This is a genomic window from Actinoplanes sichuanensis (assembly GCF_033097365.1).
Taxonomy (GTDB): domain Bacteria; phylum Actinomycetota; class Actinomycetes; order Mycobacteriales; family Micromonosporaceae; genus Actinoplanes; species Actinoplanes sichuanensis.
In genome coordinates this window covers 5,609,535-5,628,807 of the sequence record NZ_AP028461.1, presented here as the reverse complement: position 1 = coordinate 5,628,807, position 19,273 = coordinate 5,609,535, and the positions used below count along the sequence as shown (strand labels likewise).

Here is a 19,273-nt window from a genome sequence, read left to right as displayed (position 1 = left end):
GGACCGACACGTGCTCACTCCGGAACAGACCGACGTCTTGCGACTGCTCTGCGACACCGTGGTTCCCGCTCTCGACCATCCTGACGACCACGACGGGTTCTGGGCCCGTAAAGCCACCGACACCGGCGCCGACCAGGGAGTCCTCGCCCTGATCGGCGGCCTGCCGGCCGAACACCGGCAGGGCCTGGCCGCCCTTTTCGACGCACTCGCCGCCAACGGCTTCACCACCGGCCCGCAGGCCGCCCGAGAGCAGATGCTGGCGGCGATCCCGGAGACCGGCCCGCTGGTCAGCATGATCCTGCTGATGACGTACGGCCTGGCCGGGCCGGACGGGCGCAACCCGAACTGGACCCGGTTCGGCTATCCGGGCCCGGCGCCTGTCACGGCGCCGGGTGGCCGTACCGCCGAGGTTTTGAGAATCGACGGGGACCAGGACCTGGACGCGGACGCCGTGGTGATCGGATCCGGCGCCGGAGGCGGGTTGATCGCCGGGCGGCTCGCCGCCGCCGGCCTGCGCGTCGTCGTCCTGGAGGCCGGCCGGCACCGCACCGCGGCCGACTTCCACCAGCTGGAACTCGCCGCGTACCAGGCGTCCTACTGGCGCGGCGGACCGGTGCCGACCGCCGACGGCAACATCAACCTGGTGGCCGGCGCGGGCGTCGGCGGCGGCACGGTGATCAACTGGACCAACTGCCTGAAGACCAGGGCGGGGGTACGGCGACAGTGGGCCACCGAGCACGGTCTGACCGATGTCGCGACGAGCGATTTCGACAGGCACCTGGACGCGGTGTGGCGGGAGCTGTCGGTCAACGACAGGTGCTCGGAGTTCAACCGGATCCACGAGGCGATGGCGCGGGGCGCGGAGAAGCTCGGCTGGTCGTTCGCCACGATCTTCCGCAACTGGGACGAGAAACGCCATGACGCGCGGGTGGCCGGGCATCTCGGGTTCGGTGATCCGTCCGGGGCGAAGCAGTCGACGCTCAAGGTCTACCTGGAGCCGGCGATCCTCGACCACGGCGCCCGGCTGATCGACGACTGCCGGGTGGAACGGATCCTCGTCGAGGGCGGGCGGGCCGCCGGGGTCGTCGGGCGGACCGGCTCCCAGAATGCGACAGTCACGGTCCGTGCCCCGATCGTCGTCGTCGCGGCCGGCGCCCTCGAATCACCAGGGGTGCTGCTGCGGTCCGGGATCGGTGGCCCGGCCGTCGGGCGGTACCTGCGACTGCACCCGTGCACGGTCACCATGGGTGACTACGGCGAGGACATGCGCGGCTGGTGGGGACCACCGCAGGCCGGGCTGGTCAACGAGTTCGCCGAGGTCGACGACGGCTACGGCTTCCTGATGGAGAGCGTCCAGTACGCGACCGGGCTCGGCGCGTCGTCGGTGCCGTTCACCTCGCCCGCCGAGCACAAGGAGGCGATGGCCGGGTACCGCGACAACGGGTCGTACATCGGGCTGATCCGCGATCACGGGCACGGCCGGGTCACCCTCGACCCGGCCGGCAACACCGTCGCCTGGTACGACCTCACCGACGAACGCGACATCGGCAACACCCACCGGGCGCTGGAGGCGCAGATCCACCTGCACCGGGCCGGTGGGGCGCGGCGGATCCAGGCGTTCGGGCGCGGACTCGGCCCGTGGACCGAGGGTGACGACCTCGACGCCTACATCGCGCAGGTCAAGCGGGTGCCGTTGCGGGCGGGCGGGATGACGCTGTTCTCGGCGCACCAGATGGGCAGCTGCCGGATGGGAACCGACCCGGCCACGAGTGTCGCCGACCCGCGCGGGGAGCTGCACGACACGCCCGGCGTGTGGATCGGCGACGCGTCGGCGTTCCCGACACCGTCCGGCACCAACCCGATGATCACCATCATGGCGCTGGCCTCGCGGACGGCGTCCCACATCACGTCCTCCTGAGGCCGGTCGTCGGTGCTGTCCCAGCCGGGCCGGGACGGCACTGACAACCGGCCGGTTCCCTCACGCCACGGACAGTTCGACGCGGCGGTTGGCGGCTCGGTGCTCGGCGGTGTCGTTCGGCACCACCGGGCGGGCCTCGCCGTGGCCGGTCGCGACCATCCGGTCGGCGGTCACCCCGAATTCCCGCAACGCCGACCGGACCGCATCCGCCCGATCCCGGCTGAGCTGCAGGTTCGGCTCCTTCGAACCCCGAGCGTCGGTGTGCCCGTCGATCCTGATCCGGGCCTCCGGATGGTCCGCGAGCGCGGCCGCGACCTTGCCGAGGGCGGCGCGCGACTCGGCGGTCAGTTCGTCACCACCGGTTCTAAACCGCAGCGGGGGTACGGCGGAAAGCCGCTCGCGGAGCACGAAGAGGTCAAGTGTGGCCTTGACGTTCTCGGTCATGGCCAGTACCTGTCGCGGGGCGGCATGGGTCACCACCACCGCGGTCGGGACCAGGCGGGTGTCGACCGCGCGCACCCCGGACACCGCCTCGACGACCGTCCGGGCCTGAGCGGCGTCGGCCTCGGACGCGGTGATCAGAGCGTCCCGGCCGGTGAACTCGACCCGGGTGCCGGTCTGGCCGGCGGCGGTCAGGGCGGCGGTCGCGCGGCGGGTCAGTTCGTCCTCGATGTGGTGGCGGTTCGGGCCGAGCTGGACGGTGATGATCGCGGCGAGTCCGAGCAGGACGGCCAGGCCCGCGATCCAGCGGCTGACGGCCCGGCTCATCGGATGGCGGCCTTCTCGTCGGCGCCGGCCTTGTCGTGGGCGTCGGCTTTCTCGTGAGTGCCGGCCTTGTCGTGGGCGTCGGCCTTCTCGGAGGCGTCGGCCTCGTCGTGGGGGTCGGCTTTCTCGTGGGCGTCGGCTTTCTCCTCGGTGCCGGCCGGTTGGGGCCTCGGCCTCGGCCGGGGTTTGCCCGCCGCCTGGGTCGTGCCGGCCCGGGTCGTGTCACGGCCCGCGATCAGTCGGGCGGTGAGTTCCGCGAACGCCACCTCGTCTCCGTCGGCGAGCAGCCGTGCCTGCCGGCTCCACGTGGTCAGGCTCGGCGCGAAGCTGAGCCCGGCGACCCGGATGGCGTCCCGCTTGGTGTCGTCTCCGGATTCGGCGAGCTGTTCGAAAGTGCGGATCCCGGCGGCGCGCAGTGCATTCGCCATGGCCGGCCCGACGCCTTCGATCCGCTCCAATTCGTCGTCAATTGTCACCGCCGGTTCCGGTGCCTTTTTGGCGGACCATCGGGAAAGGCGTCCGGTAATGACGCCGAGAACGAATGCGAGCAGGATGAAGACGAGCGACTGGCCGATGAACCAGGCCACGATGACCTCCGGAAACGCGTGGGAAACCGCACCTTGACGCCCGCATGCGAAGGCGGTGCGGCAACGGTTTCCCGCGTCCGGGAGCCGTGACGACGCGATCATGCTAACGGTCATGATCGTCATTTACAAAATGGACTGTCGACGCCTTTGAGTGATTACTTCGCTACAATTTCAGCGACCGATGAGCATCAGTTTGGCGGCGGCGTCCCGGGCCAGGAGGAAACCGACGATCCCGACGATCCAGGCGATCGTCTCGCTGTTGGACATCCAGTCACCGATCCGGGTCAGCAGCGGGTCCAGGCGCTTGCCGGCGAGCAGCCGCCCGGCCAGCAGCAGGAGGGCCGGCGTGATCATCACCAGGCAGTAGCCGGCGAGCGTCAGAGCCACCGTGGCCGTTGGCAGCGCCGCCGTCGTGATCAGACCGATCGCGGCGATGTACGGCAGCATCGAACCCACCTCCACGGCGGCCGCGGTCAGCGCCAGCCCGGCCAGCGGCAGCGCGCCACCCTCGTCGTTCAGCGCCCGCTCCCGCCACCTGTGCATCCGCCCCTGCCCGGCCGGTTTCTTGTTGCGGCCCATCACGAAACTCCAGAAGAACAGCGCCACCCCGAGCACCAGTTGTGCCCACTGCACCGGCCGGGTCGCCAGCAGGGAACTGATCTGGGGGAGCAGGGCGCCGGCGCTGAGCGTGACGATCAGGCCCAGTGCGAAGTAGAAGGCGGCGACCGTACCCAGGAAGATCAGAATGCGGCCGGAACGCACCCGGCCCGGATGCAGCAGCAGCCAGATCGGGATGAGCAGGGTCCCGAAGCTCGTCGAGTCGATCAGCGCGAGGACGGCCAGCGAGGCCGGCAGGGTGGCATCCATGGCTGTCACGATGGCCGTCCCGGCGGCCGGGCGCGTCCGCCGAAGGATGCGCGGCGGAATACATCTTTCGATGGACGCCGCACGTGACCGGGCGTGATGGGATGGTCGTCGTGAACGTGCGGGAGTTGCTGCGGAAGGACTACGTCCCGGCGCTCGGCACGTTCGCGGCCGGGGTGCTGCTCGACATCGTCGGCCTGACCGACGTCTGGGACGTCCCGCACATCGAGGCCCCGGAGAGTTGGCATCTGGTTCCGCTGGCCGCCGGATGCCTCGCGATGCTCGGCGCCCGCCGCCACCCGATGCTCGCGCTCGCCGCCGGGACCTGCGCGTTCGCCGCCGACCTGGTGCTCGGCGGCAGCATCGCGTTCATCCTGGTGATCTTCGATCTGCTGTTCTCGGTGGGCCGGTTCGCGTCGCCCCGGGCCCGGGCTGCCGTGACCACCGCGGTGTTCGTCCTGGTCGGTACGGTCAGCGTGGTCGGCGGGCTGGCCACCGGTCAGATACGGATCGCCGTGTTCCTCGTCCTGCAGCTGACGTCGGTGCTGTTCGTGCCGCTGTGGTGGGCCGCCAACATCCGTCAGCAGCAGCAGATCGGCGCGCTCGACGCGGAACGCATCGCCGGGGAGGCCGTCGTCGCCGAGCGTGCCGCGATGGCCCGCGACCTGCACGACGTGATCGCCGCCCACCTGGCCACCACGGCCATGCACTCCGGCGCGGCGCTGGCCATGCCCCCGGACACCGGCCGGGACCGCGCCGCCCTGCAGGCGGTCCGGACCAGCAGCCTCGCCGCCCTGGAGGAGATGCGATCCATGATCCTGCTGCTACGTGCCGCCGCCACGTCCGCCGCCTCGTCCGCGGACCGGGACGCGGTGCTGCCCGGCGGCCTGGACCGGCTGCCCGACCTGGTGGCCGCCGCGACCGCCGGTGGACTGCGGGTCGACGTGCGCACCGGTGACGTCCCGGACATCCCGGTGGTGGTGGCGCACACCGTCTACGGCATCGTGCGGGAGGCGCTCACCAACGCGGGTAAGCACGCCCCCGGTTCCGAGGTCGATCTGGACGTGCGACGTGCCGGCGGTCGGGTCACGGTCACCGTCACGAACACCCTGACCAGGGCCGGTCTCGACCATCAGGCGCTGAGTGCGGGCACCGGCCTGTGGTCCATCCGCGAGCGGGCCGCCCTGCTCGGCGGCGAACTCACCGCCGGCCGCTCCGGCGACCGTTGGCGGGTCCACGCCTCGTTGCCGACGGCCGCCGCATGATCCGGGTCCTGGTCGCCGACGATCACGCCGCGATCCGGGCCGGGATGCGGCTGATGCTGGAGCAGGCCGACGACATCGAGGTGGTCGGGGAGGCCGCCGACGGCGCGGTCGCGATCCGGCAGGCGAACGCGCTGCGGCCGGACGTCGTGCTGATGGACATCCGGATGCCCGGCACCGACGGCATCCAGGCCACGCGGGAGATCACCGCGGCCGGGCTGGCCGACGTGTTGATCCTGACCACGTTCGACCTGGACGACTATCTGTTCGGTGCGTTGCGGGCCGGCGCGGCCGGGTTCCTGCTCAAGTCGGTCGAGCCGGCCGCGCTGGTCGAGGCGGTTCGCCGGGTCGCCGCCGGGGACGGTTTCCTCGCGCCGGAGGTGACCCGCCGTCTGCTCAGCGCGTTCGTCGGCGCGACACCGCGCCCGACCCGGGCGCCCGCGGAGTTGAGCGGGCTGACCGGCCGCGAACGCGACGTCCTGGCCGGTCTGGGCCGTGGCCTCTCCAACGCCGACCTGGCCGCCGCCCTGTCCATCACCGAGGCCACCGCGAAGACCCACGTCTCCCGGGTGCTGGCCAAACTGGGCTGCACCTCCCGGGTCCAGGCCGCCATCCTGGCCCGCGAGGCCGGCCTGGCCTAACTCCGGACGACGATGCCCAGCGCCCCGGCCAGCACATACGACAGGCCGATCAGGTCGTCCGGGTGGACGATCGCGCCGGTCCAGCTGGTGATGCCGCCGATCCCGGCCAGTTCGCAACGTTCGAACCGGGCGCCCTGCATGGTGGCGCCGCTGAACTGGGCGCCGGTCAGGTCACAGTCGGTGAACCGGGCGCCGCGCAGGTCCGCGTTGGTGAAGTCGGCGCCGGTCAGGTTGCAGCCGGTCAGCGTGACCGCGTCGAAGCGGGCCATCCGCCAGTTCGTCAGGTCGATCTTGCTGTCGGTGGCCGTCACGTCGCGGAGCAGCCCGCCGTTCCAGGCCAGGCCGGTCATCCGGCAGCCGGTCAGCGCGACCCGTTCCATCGTCGCGTTCTCGGCGCGCAGGTTCGACCAGTCGCAACGCTCGACCACACAGTCGGTGAGCCGCACCTTCGGCAGCGTCGCCCCGGCCAGTCGCGCTGATCGGAATCGGACCTGACCGAACTCGACCGACTGCGCGAACACCCCCGACAGGTCGGCGTCGGCGAACATCACCTTCTCGTGCAGATCCTCGGACTCGAGGTCGAAGAGAACCTCCGGAAGCGCGTCGGGCACGATGGGCGCCCGAGGCGAGGCAGTGGAAGCCCCGAACCGTGACATCAGGCCACTCTACGAGGACACGCATGGACGACATGATCTGGGACGCCGCCCGCCGCTGGCAGCGGTTCCTCGACGACCAGAACGGCGACGACCCGTTGGAGATCGCCTGCCGGATCATGAAGGTCACCGAGGAGGCCGGTGAGGCGACCCAGGCCTGGATCGGCATGCTCGGCCAGAACCCGCGCAAGGGCGTGACGCACACCAGGGACGACGTGGTGGGCGAACTGGCCGACGTGGTCTTCACCGCGCTGGTCGCCATCGCGAGCCTGGGTGCCGACCCTCGGCAGGCGATCCGAGACGTGGTGACCAAGGCGAACGGCTACCTCCCGACCCCCTAGGCGGTACGGCCGGCCGTACCGCCGCACGGGTTTGATCTCGGGGTGATGCTTGCCTCGCGGGGTGACCTTCCGCCGGGCGGGCGGGTTAGGTTTCTAGACTTCGGTGGCCGATGGACGAATCGCGGAAGGACGCCTCGACGTGACCCTGACCCAGCACGCCCCCGCCTCGCACGAGACGCAGCCGAGCCCCGGTGACCAGGCCGTGCTCATCGTGCACGGGCGCGACCGGACCGGGATCGTGGCGGCCCTCAGTGCGGTGCTCGGGCGGCACGGGGCGAACATCGTGTCGCTCGACCAGTACTCGGACAACCCGCAGGGTGGGGCGTTCTTCCAGCGGACCGTCTTCGGCCGTCCGGACCTGAAGGCGGCACTCCCGGCGATCGAGGAGGACCTGCGGCGGGAGCTGGCGAACGGGTTCGAGCTGGAGTACACCCTGCGGGACCTGTCGGTCCCGAAGCGGGTGGCGATCTTCGCGTCCAAGGCCGATCACTGCCTGCTCGACCTGCTGTGGCGTAACCGTCGTGGTGAACTGCCGATCAACATCAGCATGGTCATCTCGAACCACGCGCACACCGCCGACGAGGTGCGCTCGTTCGGGATCCCGTTCTTCCACGTGCCGTCGCAGGGGCCGGACAAGACCGCCGCCGAGGCTCAGCACCTGCAGCTGCTGACCGGGAACGTGGACTTCATCGTGCTGGCCCGCTACATGCAGATCCTCTCCGCCGACTTCATCGAGAAGGTCGGCGTGCCGATCATCAACATCCACCACAGTTTCCTGCCGGCGTTCATCGGCGCCGACCCGTATGCGAAGGCCCAGCACCGCGGCGTGAAGCTGGTCGGGGCGACCGCCCACTACGTGACCGAGGACCTGGACGAGGGCCCGATCATCGAGCAGGACGTGGTCCGGGTGAACCACGCGCACACGGTTGCCGAGCTGCGCCGCCGGGGCGCCGACGTGGAACGGGCGGTCCTGTCCCGGGCGGTGCTGTGGCACGCCGAGGACCGGGTCATCCGCCACGGCAACCACACCATCGTCTTCCAGTAGAGGTCAGCGGCGCCACCAGAGGCGCCTGGCCGGCGGCTGGGTCCGGGCCAGCCCGCGCAGCAGCGCGTGCGGGTCGCGGACGGTCCGCTCCGGCGCCAGGCCCAGATCCGACAGGGCCGTGCTGACCTGGGCGTCCTCGCCGACCTGGACGACCGCGCCGACCCGGTCGACGCCCGCGTCGGCGAGCAGCAGCTTGACCGCGTCCGGCAGGCGGTCCAGGTGGACCGCCTTCGTCGCGGCCAGGTCGTCGCGGGTCAGGACGACCGCCTGGTGCGGTTCGGGCAGCAGCATCGCGGCTCGGCGCTGCAGGCCCAGGGTGGCCCGGGCGCGTTCGATCTCGCGGGTCAGCCGCCAGTCGTCCGGGTCGGCCTCGGCGCCGCCGCGGGTCGCCGCCACCCGTAGCAGGGCCTCGTCGATGGCCGGTGCGCCGGGCGCCCGCACGGCTGAGGTGGCGAGTTGCCGCTGACCGTCCAGCACGGTGATCTCCGGCCAGGCCGAGCCGGCCACGCACACCAGCACCGGCCCGGACCCGGCCGGCGCGGCGGCCGCGGCGGCGGTGGAGACGATGCGGGGGCGGGGGAGCCCGGCGGTGCCGGCGGCCTGTTCGAGGCGGGCGCGGGCCGGGCGGTCCCATTCCTGGGCGGTGACGACGGTGAGGGCGGCCGGCCGTCCGGTGCGTTCGGTGACGTGGGAGAGGACCGCGGCGACGGCCGCCGGTGGGCCGCCGTGCCGGAGCAGTGTCATCGGATCAGGTCGATATGCCTCGGGGTTGGCGAGGCCGGCGCGGAGGGCGGTGGCACCGGCGGTGTAGACACCGGATCCCTGGAAGACCCCGCTGGGTGCGCGGGCCCGCCCGTCGAAGAGGACGGGACGGTCGAAACCCTCGGACTCGAACACCGCGGTGACCCACCATGCGGCGATGTCGACGACCACAAGATCCGTCGCTGGCATGTCCGGCAGTGTCTCAAATGGACGAATCTTCTGGCACTCCTTGTCCGGAATTTTCCACGCATAGTGATAGATCGTCAACACTACGTTAGTCTGGCCGGATCGGTTCAGGAGCAGGCCGGTTCGTAGCGCAGTGTGGGCACCTGACCGGCCCATTCGCTCGAGGTGAGACCGCCCTGCCGCAGGCAGGCCTCGGAGTGCGGATCGCTCAGCGTCATCTGCAGGGCACTCACGTCCCAGACCGTGGTGCCACCCGGATCGCCGACCGCCAGCAGCGGCCCGCGCGGGCTGAACGCGGCCGACGTCGGCTCCCCCGGCAGCACCGCCACCAGCAGCGGGTCGGCACCCGGCGGCAGGCTCCACAGCTCGGTGCCGGACCGGCCGGTGATCGCCAGCAGCGTGCCGTCGGCGGACAGGGTGACCGCGCCGACCCCGGCCACCCGGTTGCCCGGCCGAGGCGCGGACCGGACCGTGCCGGCGGCCCACGTGACCACGTTGCGGTCGACGGTGACGACCGTGCCGGCGCGGGCCTCGAGCGCCTGCACCCCGCCCTGAGCGGCGAGGACCGCGACCCGGCGTGGGACGGGGGCGGTCAGGTCCCAGACGGTCAGCGCCGACTCCGCGCCACCGTTGTCGTCGGCGATCACCACCTGGCCGGTGACCTGGTCGAACACGACCGCGGCCAGGTACGCGGCGGGGATCTCGGCCAGCGGTATCGGCTCGGCACCGGCCGCCAGCCGGTAGATCAGCACCCGTTCGCCGTCGCGCAGCACCGCGGCCAGGCCCCGGTCCGGGTCGGCGTCGACCACCCCGGCCAGCAGTCTCCGGGGATCGTTTCCGGACAGGTCGTAGACCGAGCCGTTGGCGAAGAGCAGCCCCGTCGACGGGCGGACCCGGGACGCGCCGGACGACGACGTGAACCCCGGCCGGGCCGGGACCGGACGGGACGGGTCACGCAGATCCCAGAACTCGACCCGCCCGCCGTCCGGGGCCGCCACCGCCAGCACGTCCGTGCTGGAGACGCCGACCAGCCGGATCGGGTCCGGTGCGGCGTCGATCCGGGACCGCTGGACCGGGGCGAACGGGGTCACCCGCCACAGTGCCGCCGACCGGGCGGTGCCCTGCCGGCCCGCGATCAGCAGTCGGTGCCCGTCCGGGGTGAAGTCGATCGAGGAGATCCAGCCGCCGTCGCGGCGCAGTGTCCGCAGCGGCTGGGGACGGGCCGGTTCGGCGACACTCCACAGGCCGACGGTGCGCTGCTCACTGCCGACCGCCAGCAGTGTCCCGGTCCGGTCGAACGCCACCGTCGTCGCCGTACCGCCGTCGGCCGCGAACGTCGACAGCAGCCGTGGCCGGGCCGGATCGGCGAGGTCGTAGAGGCGTACCCCGTCGCTGACCGTCGCCGCCGCGAGCCGTTTCCCGTCGGGGCTGAACGCCAGGTTGATCACCGCGTCGGCGTCGTTGATCACCGCGAGCCGCCGCGGAGTGCCGTCCACCGCCCACACCGTGAGCAGCTCACCCTCGGCCACTCCGGCGAGTAGCCGACCGTCCGCGCTGAGCCGCGCGCCACCCCGGGTCGCGGTGCCGGCCGGGGCGCTCCAGACCGATCTCGGGTGCGCCCGGTCCCGGACGTCCCACAACTCGAGCCGATCCGCCACGGTGAGCAGCCGATCACCGCTGAACTGCACTCCGTCCCACGCCTGCCCGGTCAGCTCGGCCAGCGGATACGCCCCGGCGGTGTCCCACAGCTGCAGCCGGGCCCCGGCCGTGGCGATGGTCCGTCCGTCCGGGCTGAACGACAGATCGGTCGTCTCCTGACCGGCCGTCGCCAACGTGCCGACCCGGGTGAAGCGGGTGCCCTGGACCGACCACAGCCCCACGTCACCGGCTCCGGCGGCGGCCACCATCGCCCCGTCCGGGCGGAACTCGGTGGTGTAGACGGCCTCGTCCGGGTTCAGTTCACCCTCGTAGCCGGTGGCCAGGGCGGCGTCGATCGCGGCCCGCCCCCGGTCCGACGGGCTGACCGTCTCCGCGCTGACCGCCAGGCGTAACGCCAGCCCCGGATCGGTCTCCAGAGCCTTCGCCGACCGGTCCAGCAGATCCCGCTGGACCAGCGCCCGGTCCTGGCGGACCACCTCGTCCGACGAACGGGCCACCGCGACACCGGCCGCCACCAGCAGACCGGCCACCAGTACGGCCGCGGCCCGGCCCAGCCAGCGGCGGGTCCGGCGGTTCCCGGCTTGCGCGGCCAGGGCCACCCGACGCAGTTCCGGGGTCATGTCCGGGCGACCGGCCGAGAGCAGGGCGTCCAGCAGCTCGTTCGCGGTCGGGCGCCGGACCGGGTCCTTCTCCAGGGCGGCCGCGGCCAGTCGGCGCAGCGGCTCTGGAACACCGTCCAGATCGGGCGGCTGGGTCAGGATCCGGCCGATCGTCGCCAGCGGGGACTCCCCACCGAACGGGGTACGGCCGGTCGCCGCGAACCCGACCAGGACACCCCACGCGAACACGTCGGCCGGTGGGCCGACCCGCCCGCGCCGGTCGGTGTCCAGGCACTCCGGCGCCAGGTAGCCGATCGTGCCCACCACGTGGTCCGGGCCGGTCAGTTCGGCGCTCAGATCGGTGCCCCGGGCGATCCCGAAGTCGATCACCTTCGGCAGGCCGACCGCGAGCAGCACGTTCGCCGGTTTCAGGTCCCGGTGCACGACACCCGCCCCGTGGATGGCGACCAGCGCCGTGGCCACGCCGACCGACACCGCGTACGCCTCGGACGGGGGCAGCGGCCCGTTCTCCCGGATCACCTCGGCCAGGCTCGGCCCGTCGACATACTCCACGACCAGGTATGGCGGATCGTGCTCCAGGTCGTCGTGCAGCACGGCCGCGGTGCAGAACGGCGGCACCTGCCGGGCCCGACGCACCTCACTGTGGAACCGGGCCAGGAACCTCGGATCGGCGGCCTGCTCCGGACGGACCACCTTGATCGCGACCCGCCGCCCGTCGGGTGACCGGCCCAGGTAGACGGTGCCCATCCCGCCGGAGCCGAGCCGTCCGGCGAGCACGTGCTCCCCGAGCCGCTCCGGGTCGCCGGCCAGCAGCGGGGTCACCGGCACGGTCGGTTCCCCGTCCCGATGGTGCGCGACCGGCAGCCCATGATGAAGAGTCTCGACAGGATGAACGCGTCCCGTCAACGCCACCGGCGCCGGGTTTCTGTCGTACCCCCGTGGTGGAATCCGGGCATGCCGACGCACCGCATCCCCGCCGTCCGGGCCGCCCGACGCATCCGGTCGACGTGCTGCTCCTGCTCACCGACGGTGAGCATGTCCTGATGGCGCTGCGCTCCGGCACCGGTTATGCCGACGGTCAATGGCCGGCCTCGACCTACCCGTATTCGGCGGCGTGCGTCACGGCCTGGCGGGCCAGCACGCCGTTGACGCTGAGCGGCTGGTGATCTCTGTGGCGATCAAGCCGGTTGATCAATCGCGGGGCGGGCGAAGCCCATCGTCGGGTGGGGGTGGGAGCCCAGCGCCGAGGAGATCGCGTCGACCACCGTCCAGTACTCCTCCTTGTTCCTGTCCCATGCCTTCGCGGCCAGATCGTGGACGATCTCATGCCAGTCCCCGCCGGTCAGCGTCACCGTGATCCGTTTGGTCTTCCGCTTGGCCTTCTTCACCGCGTTCTCGATCGGCACGTGAACCGACGCCCCGTCGCCGACATGGTTGATGACCGGTCCCATCGCTTCCAGGACGGTCCGCCAGTCTTCAGTGGGCAGTTCGACCGAGTATTCCTGATCATTCGTCAATCCCAGATCGTCGCGCGTCTTCTCGGCGACGGTGAACTCGCACCACGGCGACCAGTCGTCGCCGGCGATCTGCTGCGGAGTACCACGAATCCGCCACCGGTACGTCTCGCCGTGCTCGAGTGGCCGGATCAGGTGGAAGTCGAGTTGGGCGGTGAGCCCGGAGGCGGTGGGCTGTCCCGAGGTGAGCAGGTCGACGGTGATGGCCCGGCCGAGCCCCCTGACCTGAAATGTCGGATAGACCGTGGTCAGGCCGGGCACCTCGGTGAAGGAGGCAGTGAGTTTGGGGGAGACAGTCTCCAGCACGGGCCGGTTCGGACCTGTCGCGCAGATGGCGCCGTCGGAGGCCAGGTCGGTCGGCAATGCCGCCCCGAAGTACCGGAGATCGGAGAAGTCCGCGGCCGGCTGGTAATTCGGGTGACGTGCGCCGGTCGTGGGGTAACCGCAATCCGGCCCGGAGCGGCTGGTCCACTGCTTGAGGAGCTCGGCCTGGCAACGTGCCAGGGACAGGGGCGTCGTCTGCGGCGACGGCACGACGGCGGTCGGCGCGTCCTCGGGAATCGCGGCGACGCCGACCGCAGCGGCGACCGCCACTACCGTCAGAGCCGCCGCCCCGGTGACGATCCGGACCGGTGTCCTCGTCCGCCGCGGCGCGGACCGCGGTTCCAGGGCGGATGGGCCAGGCGGGAGCGGCAGGCCAGGCGGGAGCGGCAGGCCAGGCGGGAGCGGCGGGTCAGGGGGCGCCGCGGCCCGCAAGCGTCGGTCGACGTACACCGCGGCTGCTCCGGCCACGGCAACGCCCGTCGCGGCGATCAGGGCCACCCGCCATACCCGGCGTGGCGGCTTGCGTGGCGTCGTCATGACCCGGTGCATCGGCCGATCGTGGCCGAAAAGGAGGGTTTCAGGCCGGTTGCCCGCGGCGGACCATCTCGGTGATCCAGATCGGGGCGTAGGGGGAGGTGCAGTTCGGCGGGGTCGGGTAGTCCTTCAGGACCTCCAGCCGCTCGCCGATCTCCAGGGCGCGGGCCCGCTGCGACGGGTGGGAGATGCCGATCTGGGCCAGGCAGTGGTTCATCGCCCACTGGAGGCGGTCCGGGGCGTCCTTCATCTGCGCGTCGATCACGTCGAGTAGGCCGTCCAGGTCGAGGCCGTCGGGCTTCTTCGCGACCCGTTCGACGGTCAGGGCCCAACCGGCGCTCGCCACCACCGGGTCCGGGTCGGCGGTCCACGTGACACGCAGCGCCTCGGCGTGCGGGCTCTTCTTGACCACGTAGTTGACCAGCCAGTCCTGCACCTTGGGGGTGCGCGACTCCCGCAGCATGGTGTCCAGCTCGTTGCGCTCGAAGGCCCGCGGACGGCAGATCAGCAGAGCCAGCAGACGGGCCGCGCCGTCCCCGGTGGCCCACAGCTCGCGGGCCAGCTCCGGCTGGGTCTTGAGGCGTTTCGCGATGGCCCGCAGCGCGCCCAGGTTCACCCCGTGGTCGTCGCCGTGCCGTTCGTTGACGGCTCGCGCCTTCGGATCGTCCAGGGCTGCGAGCTCCGCCATCAGTCCGGTCACCGTCGTCTCGGCCACGATCTGCCCCCCGATCCGTGCGCATCTGCGGTAGAACGCTATCTCAAGCCAGGGCAAGGGGAACCGGTGACTGAAGTGGCACTGCGGCCGGTCGAGGACGCCGACCTCGACGCGCTGTTCGAGCAGATGCGTGACCCGGAGTCGGTCCGGATGGCCGCCTTCACCGCGGCCGATCCGGACGATCGGGCCGCCTTCGACGCGCAGATGGCGCGGGTCCGTACGTCACCCGGGGTCACCCACCGGGCGGTCACCGCCGACGGGACGCTGGTCGGCACCGTCGCCGCCTTCGTGATCGAGGGCGACACCGAGGTGACGTACTGGATCGATCGCTCCCGCTGGGGGCAGGGCATCGCGGGCCGGGCGCTCGCGCTGCTGCTGGCGGCGGTTCCGGAGCGGCCGCTGTTCGCCCGGGTGGCCGGTGACAACGCCGGTTCGCTGCGGGTTCTGCGGAGGGCCGGGTTCGAGGTGATCGGCACCGAGGTCTCCTACGCGAACGGACGTGGGGCCGAGATCGAGGAGACGATCATGCGGCTGGACGGTCAGGCGGCCGACTGACGGGTCAGCGCGGCGACCGCCGCCAGCATGCTCAGCAGGACGCCCGCGAACCAGGTCATCACCGTGATCACCGGGGTGGTCACGGCGGCGATGCCGATGGCCAGGGCGGAGACGGCCAGGGCCACGTAGGCGATCAGGAAGATCCCGGCGAGTGCCGCGCCTCGCTCCGGTGCGGTGGCGAGGGCGGCGACCGTACCGATGCTCGCTTTGAAGAGGACGCCGGCGCCCGCGGCGGCGAGCAGGCCGCCGAGCAGGAAGGTCGGCAGGCTCGCCTGATGCATTCCGGTCACCAGGGTGATCGTGCCGACCGCCTGGGCGGCCAGGCCGAGCGTCGTGCGGCGTCGCGCGCCGAGCCGGGTGGTGAGGGTCTGCGCGGCCGCCGAGCCGCCGAAGACGGCGAAGACGATCAGGCCGGCTACCGCGCGTGACTCGTGGTGCAGGGTGCCGGCGACGAAACCGGGCGCGACCGAGGTGAAGAAGCCGAACACCGAGAACGCCGCGAAGGCACCTGTCGCGGCGGCGAGATAGGCGGGGCCGTGGCCGGTGCTCACCCGCTGCGGCCGGTACCGGTAGGCGGGATTCGGACGCACGGTCTCCGGTGCCGACGCGACTGCCGCGATGGCTGCCATCAGCAGAAACACAAACAGGAGGTACGGCGTACGCAGCGGCGTGGCCACGAGAGAGGCGATCAGGCCGGCGACGAGCGTACCGAGCCCCAGGCCCCCGATGTTGGCCGCCGTCGACACGATCTCGAAGCGCGCGGGCGAGGCTCCGTTGAGTTCGAGCAGATGCGCGGTGGCCGTGGCGGTGATCATCCCGACCCCGAGCCCGGTGATCAACCGAGCCGCGAGCAACACGGGCAGTGACGTCCCGGAGAGGAACAGCAGCGCCGCCACGAGTTCGAGACCGAGTGCCGGGATCAGGATCCGCCGCCGCCCGATCTGATCGGAGACGTGCCCCGCGAGCAGCAGGCTGACCACCACCCCCACCGCGTAGGCCGCGAACACGACGGTGACGGTGAACGTCGAGTAGCCGTAGAGCGGGTAGAGCGGCGCCGGGACCGTCGAGAACGCCATCGCCACGGTGAACGCGAACGCGACCGGCCAGAATCCTGCGTTCCGGGTCGGGACCCGGGCTTCCAGAAGTGCCATGCGCCGACTGTGCGCCGCACCGATCATCACCGCCAACGAAAGTCGATGACCGTACCGATCGCGATCGTTGATACTTCGATGCGTGGAACTCCGCCAGCTCGAATACTTCGTCGCGGTCGCCGAGGAGCAGCACTTCACCCGCGCGGCCGCCCGCCTGCACGTGGTCCAGTCCGCGGTGTCGGCCGCGATCAAGTCGCTGGAACGGGAGCTCGGCGCACCGCTGCTGGACCGCAACGCCAAACGGGTCCGGCTCACCGACGCCGGCCACGCCCTGCTGCCTCGGGCCCGGGTCGCCCTGGACGCGGCCCGCGACGCCCGGGACGCGGTCGCCGAGGTGCGCGGCGGCCTGCGTGGCACGCTGCGGATCGGCACGCTCACCTCGATCCGGGTCATCGATCTGCCCGCGCTGCTCGGCGAGTACCACCGCCGGCATCCGGGGGTGCTGATCCAGACCGCGGTGTCGCCGATGGGCTCGCGCGGGCTGGTCGGCCTGCTCGCCGAGCACCGGCTCGACCTGGCGTTCGTGTCGGTGCCCGGGCCGCGGCCGGCCGGGGTGCAGTTGGTCGAGCTGACCAGTTCGGTGATGGATCTGGCCGTGCCGCCCGATCACCCGCTGGCCGGGCGGGCCTCGGTGCCGATCGAGGAACTGGCCGGGCTCGACTTCATCGATCTGCCCGCCGGTTACGGCAACCGGGACGTCGCCGACCGGGCGTTCACGGCGGCGAGTGTGCGCCGGCACGTGACGATTGAGATAACCGACATCGGAACGAGTGCGGATTACGTACGAAATGGTCTCGGTGTTGCTCTTCTGCCGCGTTTTCTGCTGGCCGGTGGAAAGGGACTGGCGACGATTCCGGTGACCGGCGCCGATCTGCGGTGGCCGTTGTCGCTGGCGGTTCCGGCGGATCGTCCGCCGGGCGCCGCCGCGCGTGCCCTGATCGCCCTGACCGCGGATTTCCTGCCGGTGCCATAGAGTGGGCCGCCATGAAGGTCTGGATTCTCGCGGTGGCAACGGTCGTCACGCTCGGTGGAGGTGGCCTGATCGTGGCCGGTCTGACGGACGACGCACCGCAGGCGGCCCAGCGGGGTAACGACGGTCCGGTGGTCGCCGCGGCGGTGGTCCGGCCCGCGACACCCGCGCCGTCCTCGGCCGCTCCGGTCGCCTCGTCGGCCGGCTCTCCGGTCGCCTCCTCCGCGGCGATCGACCGGGCCACCCGGGTGAAGAATCTCAACGCGGCATTGAAAGCGGTCAAGGGCGATTTCGCGGTCGCGGTTCTCGATCGCAAGACCGGTCAGCGGTACGTGTATCGCGGCTCCGTTCAATACGACACCGCCAGCATCGTGAAGGTGCAGATCCTGACCTGCATGCTGCTCAAGGCCCAGGACGCCGGCCGCGCACCGACCGCCGCCGAGATGAAGCTGGCCCGGCCGATGATCCGGCTCAGCGACAACACCGCCACCACGTCGCTCTACCAGCGGATCGGTGGCAAGACCGCGGTCACCAGATGCAACAAGCGGCTCGGCCTGACGCAAACCGTCGTCAACAGCCGGTGGGGCCTGACCCGGACCACCGCCGCCGATCAGGTCGTCCTACTGTCCGAACTGGTCGACACCCGGGGGCCGCTGTCGGCGAGTTCCCGCAAGACGGCGTTCACCCTGATGAACACGGTCTCCACGGCGCAGGACTGGGGCGTCCCGGTGCTGGCCCGCACCGGTGAGGTCTTCACGGTCAAGAACGGATGGGACACGCGTACGGCCGACGGCGGCCTGTGGGCGGTCAACACCATCGGCCGGATCACCGCGAAGAACGGCACCGTCGACGTGTCGGTGGCCGTCCTGACCCGCCGCAACAAGAACATGAGCGCGGGCGTCACCCTGGTCGAGAAGGTCGCCAAGCTGACCCGCAAGCACCTGGCCTACTGACGGCGACCGATACTGACGACGACCGGCGGATACCGGTCGGGGTCGAGGGGTTGCCGATGGTGACCGACCTGCGCGAGGCTGATCGGGTGGGAGAACCGGGTGCCCGGGCCGCGCTCGGGTTCGTGCGTGCCGTTGCCGTCCTCGCCTCCGACGCCGAGGTGCAGGTGGCCTGGCTGAGCCGGGTGCACGCGGTCGTCGACGAGTTGGTGCTGGAGTTCGACCAGGGGTTCCGGCTGCTGTCCACCTTCGTGGACCGCGACTGGATCGACGCCGGGGCGGTGCCGGCACTGGCCGAACTCGACAGGCAGCTGGCCGACATGGGCGGCGATCATCAGCGTGTGCTGTGGACCGCGGAGGCGCTGGCCACCCGTCCGGAATGGGACCGGGTGCGGATTCTGGCCCGGGCGGCGCTGATCCTGTTGCCCTGATGTGGCGGCCGGGTCTTGCGGCGTACGGCCCTGGGCTCGATCGTGGTGACGAGCGTCGCTATCGTGTGCGGCGCCCGCTGGTTCGATCATGGGGAATGCCGATGTCGTTGCGTCGCTGGACCCGGCTGTTGGGACGCTGGGCACTGACCGTCCTGGCCGCGGTGACCTGGTTCGGCGCCGTGTGCGGGCTGGGGCTGATCTTCATGACCGGCACCGGCGCGCTCAGCGACACCACGCCGGGCCGGATGTGGGCGGTGTGGCTGCTCCTGGTCGCCGCCTGTTTCCTGACCCTGCTGGCCGACCGCACCCGGCCCGGCGGGGTGCTGGCCCGGCACGCGGAATCGGCCGGCTGGGAACAGGCCGACACCGATCGGCGGAAGTGGCCGTGGGCCGAGCCGGTCGGCGGCACGATCCGGGTGCGTCAGGCGTGGTCGTTCACGGCCGGCGGCTTCCCGGTCACGGCGGGCGAGGTGCGCTGGACCGGCCGGGCCTTCGGCGGGGCCACCGACGACGCCGACGGTCGGGGTGTGGTCGTGGTGGTGCACCTGTCCACGCCGGTGCCGTCGATGGCCTATCACGTGCCGTTCGAGCGGATCGGTGACTCGCCGTTGCTCGACCGGGTCGAGCTGCGCAAGGCGTTCCTGACTCGGCGGATCCCACCGTGGACGATCCGCGAGCAGTGCCTGTTCACCGTCGAGCCGGCCCACGAGGGGATCACCCCGGCCCTGATCGGCTCGGCGGTCCGGCGGGCCCGGCTGGTCGCCTCGCTGCTGGATCTGACCACCGAGGTCAGATCCAACGGCCGGGCCGGTGTGGCGGCCTGACC

At 71.6% G+C, this 19,273-nt stretch carries 20 protein-coding genes; 11 read left to right on the top strand and 9 right to left on the bottom strand.

The window, feature by feature from the left end; genetic code table 11:
• Nucleotides 1–10: 10 nt before the first annotated feature.
• Entirely contained in the window at nucleotides 11–1,918 is a 1,908-nt protein-coding gene (locus Q0Z83_RS25935) for a GMC family oxidoreductase N-terminal domain-containing protein (RefSeq protein ID WP_317796605.1), read from the top strand.
• Between the two features lie 60 nt (nucleotides 1,919–1,978).
• Here Q0Z83_RS25935 and Q0Z83_RS25930 read toward each other — a convergent pair whose 3' ends face one another.
• Genes Q0Z83_RS25930 through Q0Z83_RS25920 form a run of 3 tightly spaced genes read right to left on the bottom strand, consistent with a single transcriptional unit; the run spans nucleotide 1,979 to nucleotide 4,137 of the window.
• Nucleotides 1,979–2,686, bottom strand: coding sequence for an OmpA family protein (locus tag Q0Z83_RS25930; RefSeq protein ID WP_317796604.1), 708 nt, complete (start codon nucleotides 2,684–2,686; stop codon nucleotides 1,979–1,981).
• Nucleotides 2,683–3,393 carry a helix-hairpin-helix domain-containing protein gene (locus tag Q0Z83_RS25925; RefSeq protein WP_317796603.1) on the bottom strand — a complete coding sequence of 237 codons (711 nt, stop codon included), beginning with the start codon at nucleotides 3,391–3,393 and terminating at the stop codon, nucleotides 2,683–2,685. Before Q0Z83_RS25925 ends, Q0Z83_RS25930 begins: the two co-directional genes overlap by 4 nt.
• 48 nt (nucleotides 3,394–3,441) lie before the next feature.
• A complete protein-coding gene (locus Q0Z83_RS25920; RefSeq protein ID WP_317796602.1) occupies nucleotides 3,442–4,137 on the bottom strand; it encodes a GAP family protein in 696 nt (231 codons plus the stop codon).
• A gap of 83 nt (nucleotides 4,138–4,220) precedes the next feature.
• Between Q0Z83_RS25920 and Q0Z83_RS25915 the strand changes: the two genes are divergently transcribed.
• Together Q0Z83_RS25915 and Q0Z83_RS25910 are read left to right on the top strand one after the other, a co-directional pair.
• Nucleotides 4,221–5,399, top strand: a complete 1,179-nt coding sequence (locus Q0Z83_RS25915) for a sensor histidine kinase (RefSeq protein ID WP_317796601.1) — start codon at nucleotides 4,221–4,223, stop codon at nucleotides 5,397–5,399.
• Nucleotides 5,396–6,037, top strand: a complete 642-nt coding sequence (locus tag Q0Z83_RS25910; protein ID WP_317796600.1) for a response regulator — start codon at nucleotides 5,396–5,398, stop codon at nucleotides 6,035–6,037. The genes Q0Z83_RS25915 and Q0Z83_RS25910 overlap by 4 nt, the downstream gene beginning before the upstream one ends.
• Here the strand turns inward: Q0Z83_RS25910 and Q0Z83_RS25905 are convergent.
• Entirely contained in the window at nucleotides 6,034–6,693 is a 660-nt protein-coding gene (locus Q0Z83_RS25905) for a pentapeptide repeat-containing protein (RefSeq protein WP_317796599.1), read from the bottom strand. The genes Q0Z83_RS25910 and Q0Z83_RS25905 overlap by 4 nt on opposite strands.
• A gap of 23 nt (nucleotides 6,694–6,716) precedes the next feature.
• Here Q0Z83_RS25905 and Q0Z83_RS25900 point away from each other — a divergent pair, with 23 nt between their 5' ends.
• Nucleotides 6,717–7,031: a MazG-like family protein gene (locus tag Q0Z83_RS25900; protein ID WP_317796598.1), complete on the top strand. Its 315-nt coding sequence runs from the start codon at nucleotides 6,717–6,719 to the stop codon at nucleotides 7,029–7,031.
• Between the two features lie 139 nt (nucleotides 7,032–7,170).
• Nucleotides 7,171–8,076, top strand: a complete 906-nt coding sequence (gene purU / locus Q0Z83_RS25895; RefSeq protein WP_317796597.1) for a formyltetrahydrofolate deformylase — start codon at nucleotides 7,171–7,173, stop codon at nucleotides 8,074–8,076.
• Between the two features lie 3 nt (nucleotides 8,077–8,079).
• Here the strand turns inward: purU and Q0Z83_RS25890 are convergent, their stop codons facing one another.
• Nucleotides 8,080–9,027 carry an Hsp70 family protein gene (locus Q0Z83_RS25890; RefSeq protein ID WP_317796596.1) on the bottom strand — a complete coding sequence of 316 codons (948 nt, stop codon included), beginning with the start codon at nucleotides 9,025–9,027 and terminating at the stop codon, nucleotides 8,080–8,082.
• Nucleotides 9,028–9,131: 104 nt separating this feature from the next.
• Nucleotides 9,132–12,131, bottom strand: a complete 3,000-nt coding sequence (locus Q0Z83_RS25885) for a serine/threonine-protein kinase (RefSeq protein WP_317796595.1) — start codon at nucleotides 12,129–12,131, stop codon at nucleotides 9,132–9,134.
• Nucleotides 12,132–12,241: 110 nt separating this feature from the next.
• Between Q0Z83_RS25885 and Q0Z83_RS25880 the strand changes: the two genes are divergently transcribed.
• Nucleotides 12,242–12,469: an NUDIX hydrolase gene (locus Q0Z83_RS25880; RefSeq protein WP_317796594.1), complete on the top strand. Its 228-nt coding sequence runs from the start codon at nucleotides 12,242–12,244 to the stop codon at nucleotides 12,467–12,469.
• 12 nt (nucleotides 12,470–12,481) lie between these two features.
• Here the strand turns inward: Q0Z83_RS25880 and Q0Z83_RS25875 are convergent, their stop codons facing one another.
• Together Q0Z83_RS25875 and Q0Z83_RS25870 are read right to left on the bottom strand one after the other, a co-directional pair.
• Nucleotides 12,482–13,690, bottom strand: a complete 1,209-nt coding sequence (locus Q0Z83_RS25875) for a hypothetical protein (RefSeq protein ID WP_317796593.1) — start codon at nucleotides 13,688–13,690, stop codon at nucleotides 12,482–12,484.
• A gap of 28 nt (nucleotides 13,691–13,718) precedes the next feature.
• Complete coding sequence (locus Q0Z83_RS25870) at nucleotides 13,719–14,393, bottom strand: DNA alkylation repair protein (RefSeq protein ID WP_317797131.1); 675 nt, start codon at nucleotides 14,391–14,393, stop codon at nucleotides 13,719–13,721.
• Nucleotides 14,394–14,456: 63 nt separating this feature from the next.
• On the opposite strand from Q0Z83_RS25870, the gene Q0Z83_RS25865 reads away from it, so the two are divergent.
• Entirely contained in the window at nucleotides 14,457–14,945 is a 489-nt protein-coding gene (locus Q0Z83_RS25865; RefSeq protein WP_317796592.1) for a GNAT family N-acetyltransferase, read from the top strand.
• Here Q0Z83_RS25865 and Q0Z83_RS25860 read toward each other — a convergent pair.
• Nucleotides 14,930–16,096 carry an MFS transporter gene (locus Q0Z83_RS25860; RefSeq protein WP_317796591.1) on the bottom strand — a complete coding sequence of 389 codons (1,167 nt, stop codon included), beginning with the start codon at nucleotides 16,094–16,096 and terminating at the stop codon, nucleotides 14,930–14,932. The genes Q0Z83_RS25865 and Q0Z83_RS25860 overlap by 16 nt on opposite strands.
• An 82-nt stretch (nucleotides 16,097–16,178) precedes the next feature.
• Here Q0Z83_RS25860 and Q0Z83_RS25855 point away from each other — a divergent pair, with 82 nt between their 5' ends.
• The 4 genes from Q0Z83_RS25855 (at nucleotide 16,179) to Q0Z83_RS25840 (ending at nucleotide 19,271) form a co-directional block, all read left to right on the top strand.
• The gene (locus Q0Z83_RS25855) at nucleotides 16,179–17,069 is read left to right on the top strand and encodes a LysR family transcriptional regulator (RefSeq protein ID WP_317796590.1); all 891 of its coding nucleotides are present in this window, start codon (nucleotides 16,179–16,181) and stop codon (nucleotides 17,067–17,069) included.
• A gap of 11 nt (nucleotides 17,070–17,080) precedes the next feature.
• Entirely contained in the window at nucleotides 17,081–18,019 is a 939-nt protein-coding gene (locus Q0Z83_RS25850) for a serine hydrolase (protein ID WP_317796588.1), read from the top strand.
• 56 nt (nucleotides 18,020–18,075) lie between these two features.
• The gene (locus Q0Z83_RS25845; RefSeq protein WP_317796587.1) at nucleotides 18,076–18,447 is read left to right on the top strand and encodes a hypothetical protein; all 372 of its coding nucleotides are present in this window, start codon (nucleotides 18,076–18,078) and stop codon (nucleotides 18,445–18,447) included.
• A 101-nt stretch (nucleotides 18,448–18,548) separates the two neighbouring features.
• Nucleotides 18,549–19,271, top strand: a complete 723-nt coding sequence (locus tag Q0Z83_RS25840) for a hypothetical protein (protein ID WP_317796586.1) — start codon at nucleotides 18,549–18,551, stop codon at nucleotides 19,269–19,271.
• Nucleotides 19,272–19,273: the final 2 nt, after the last annotated feature.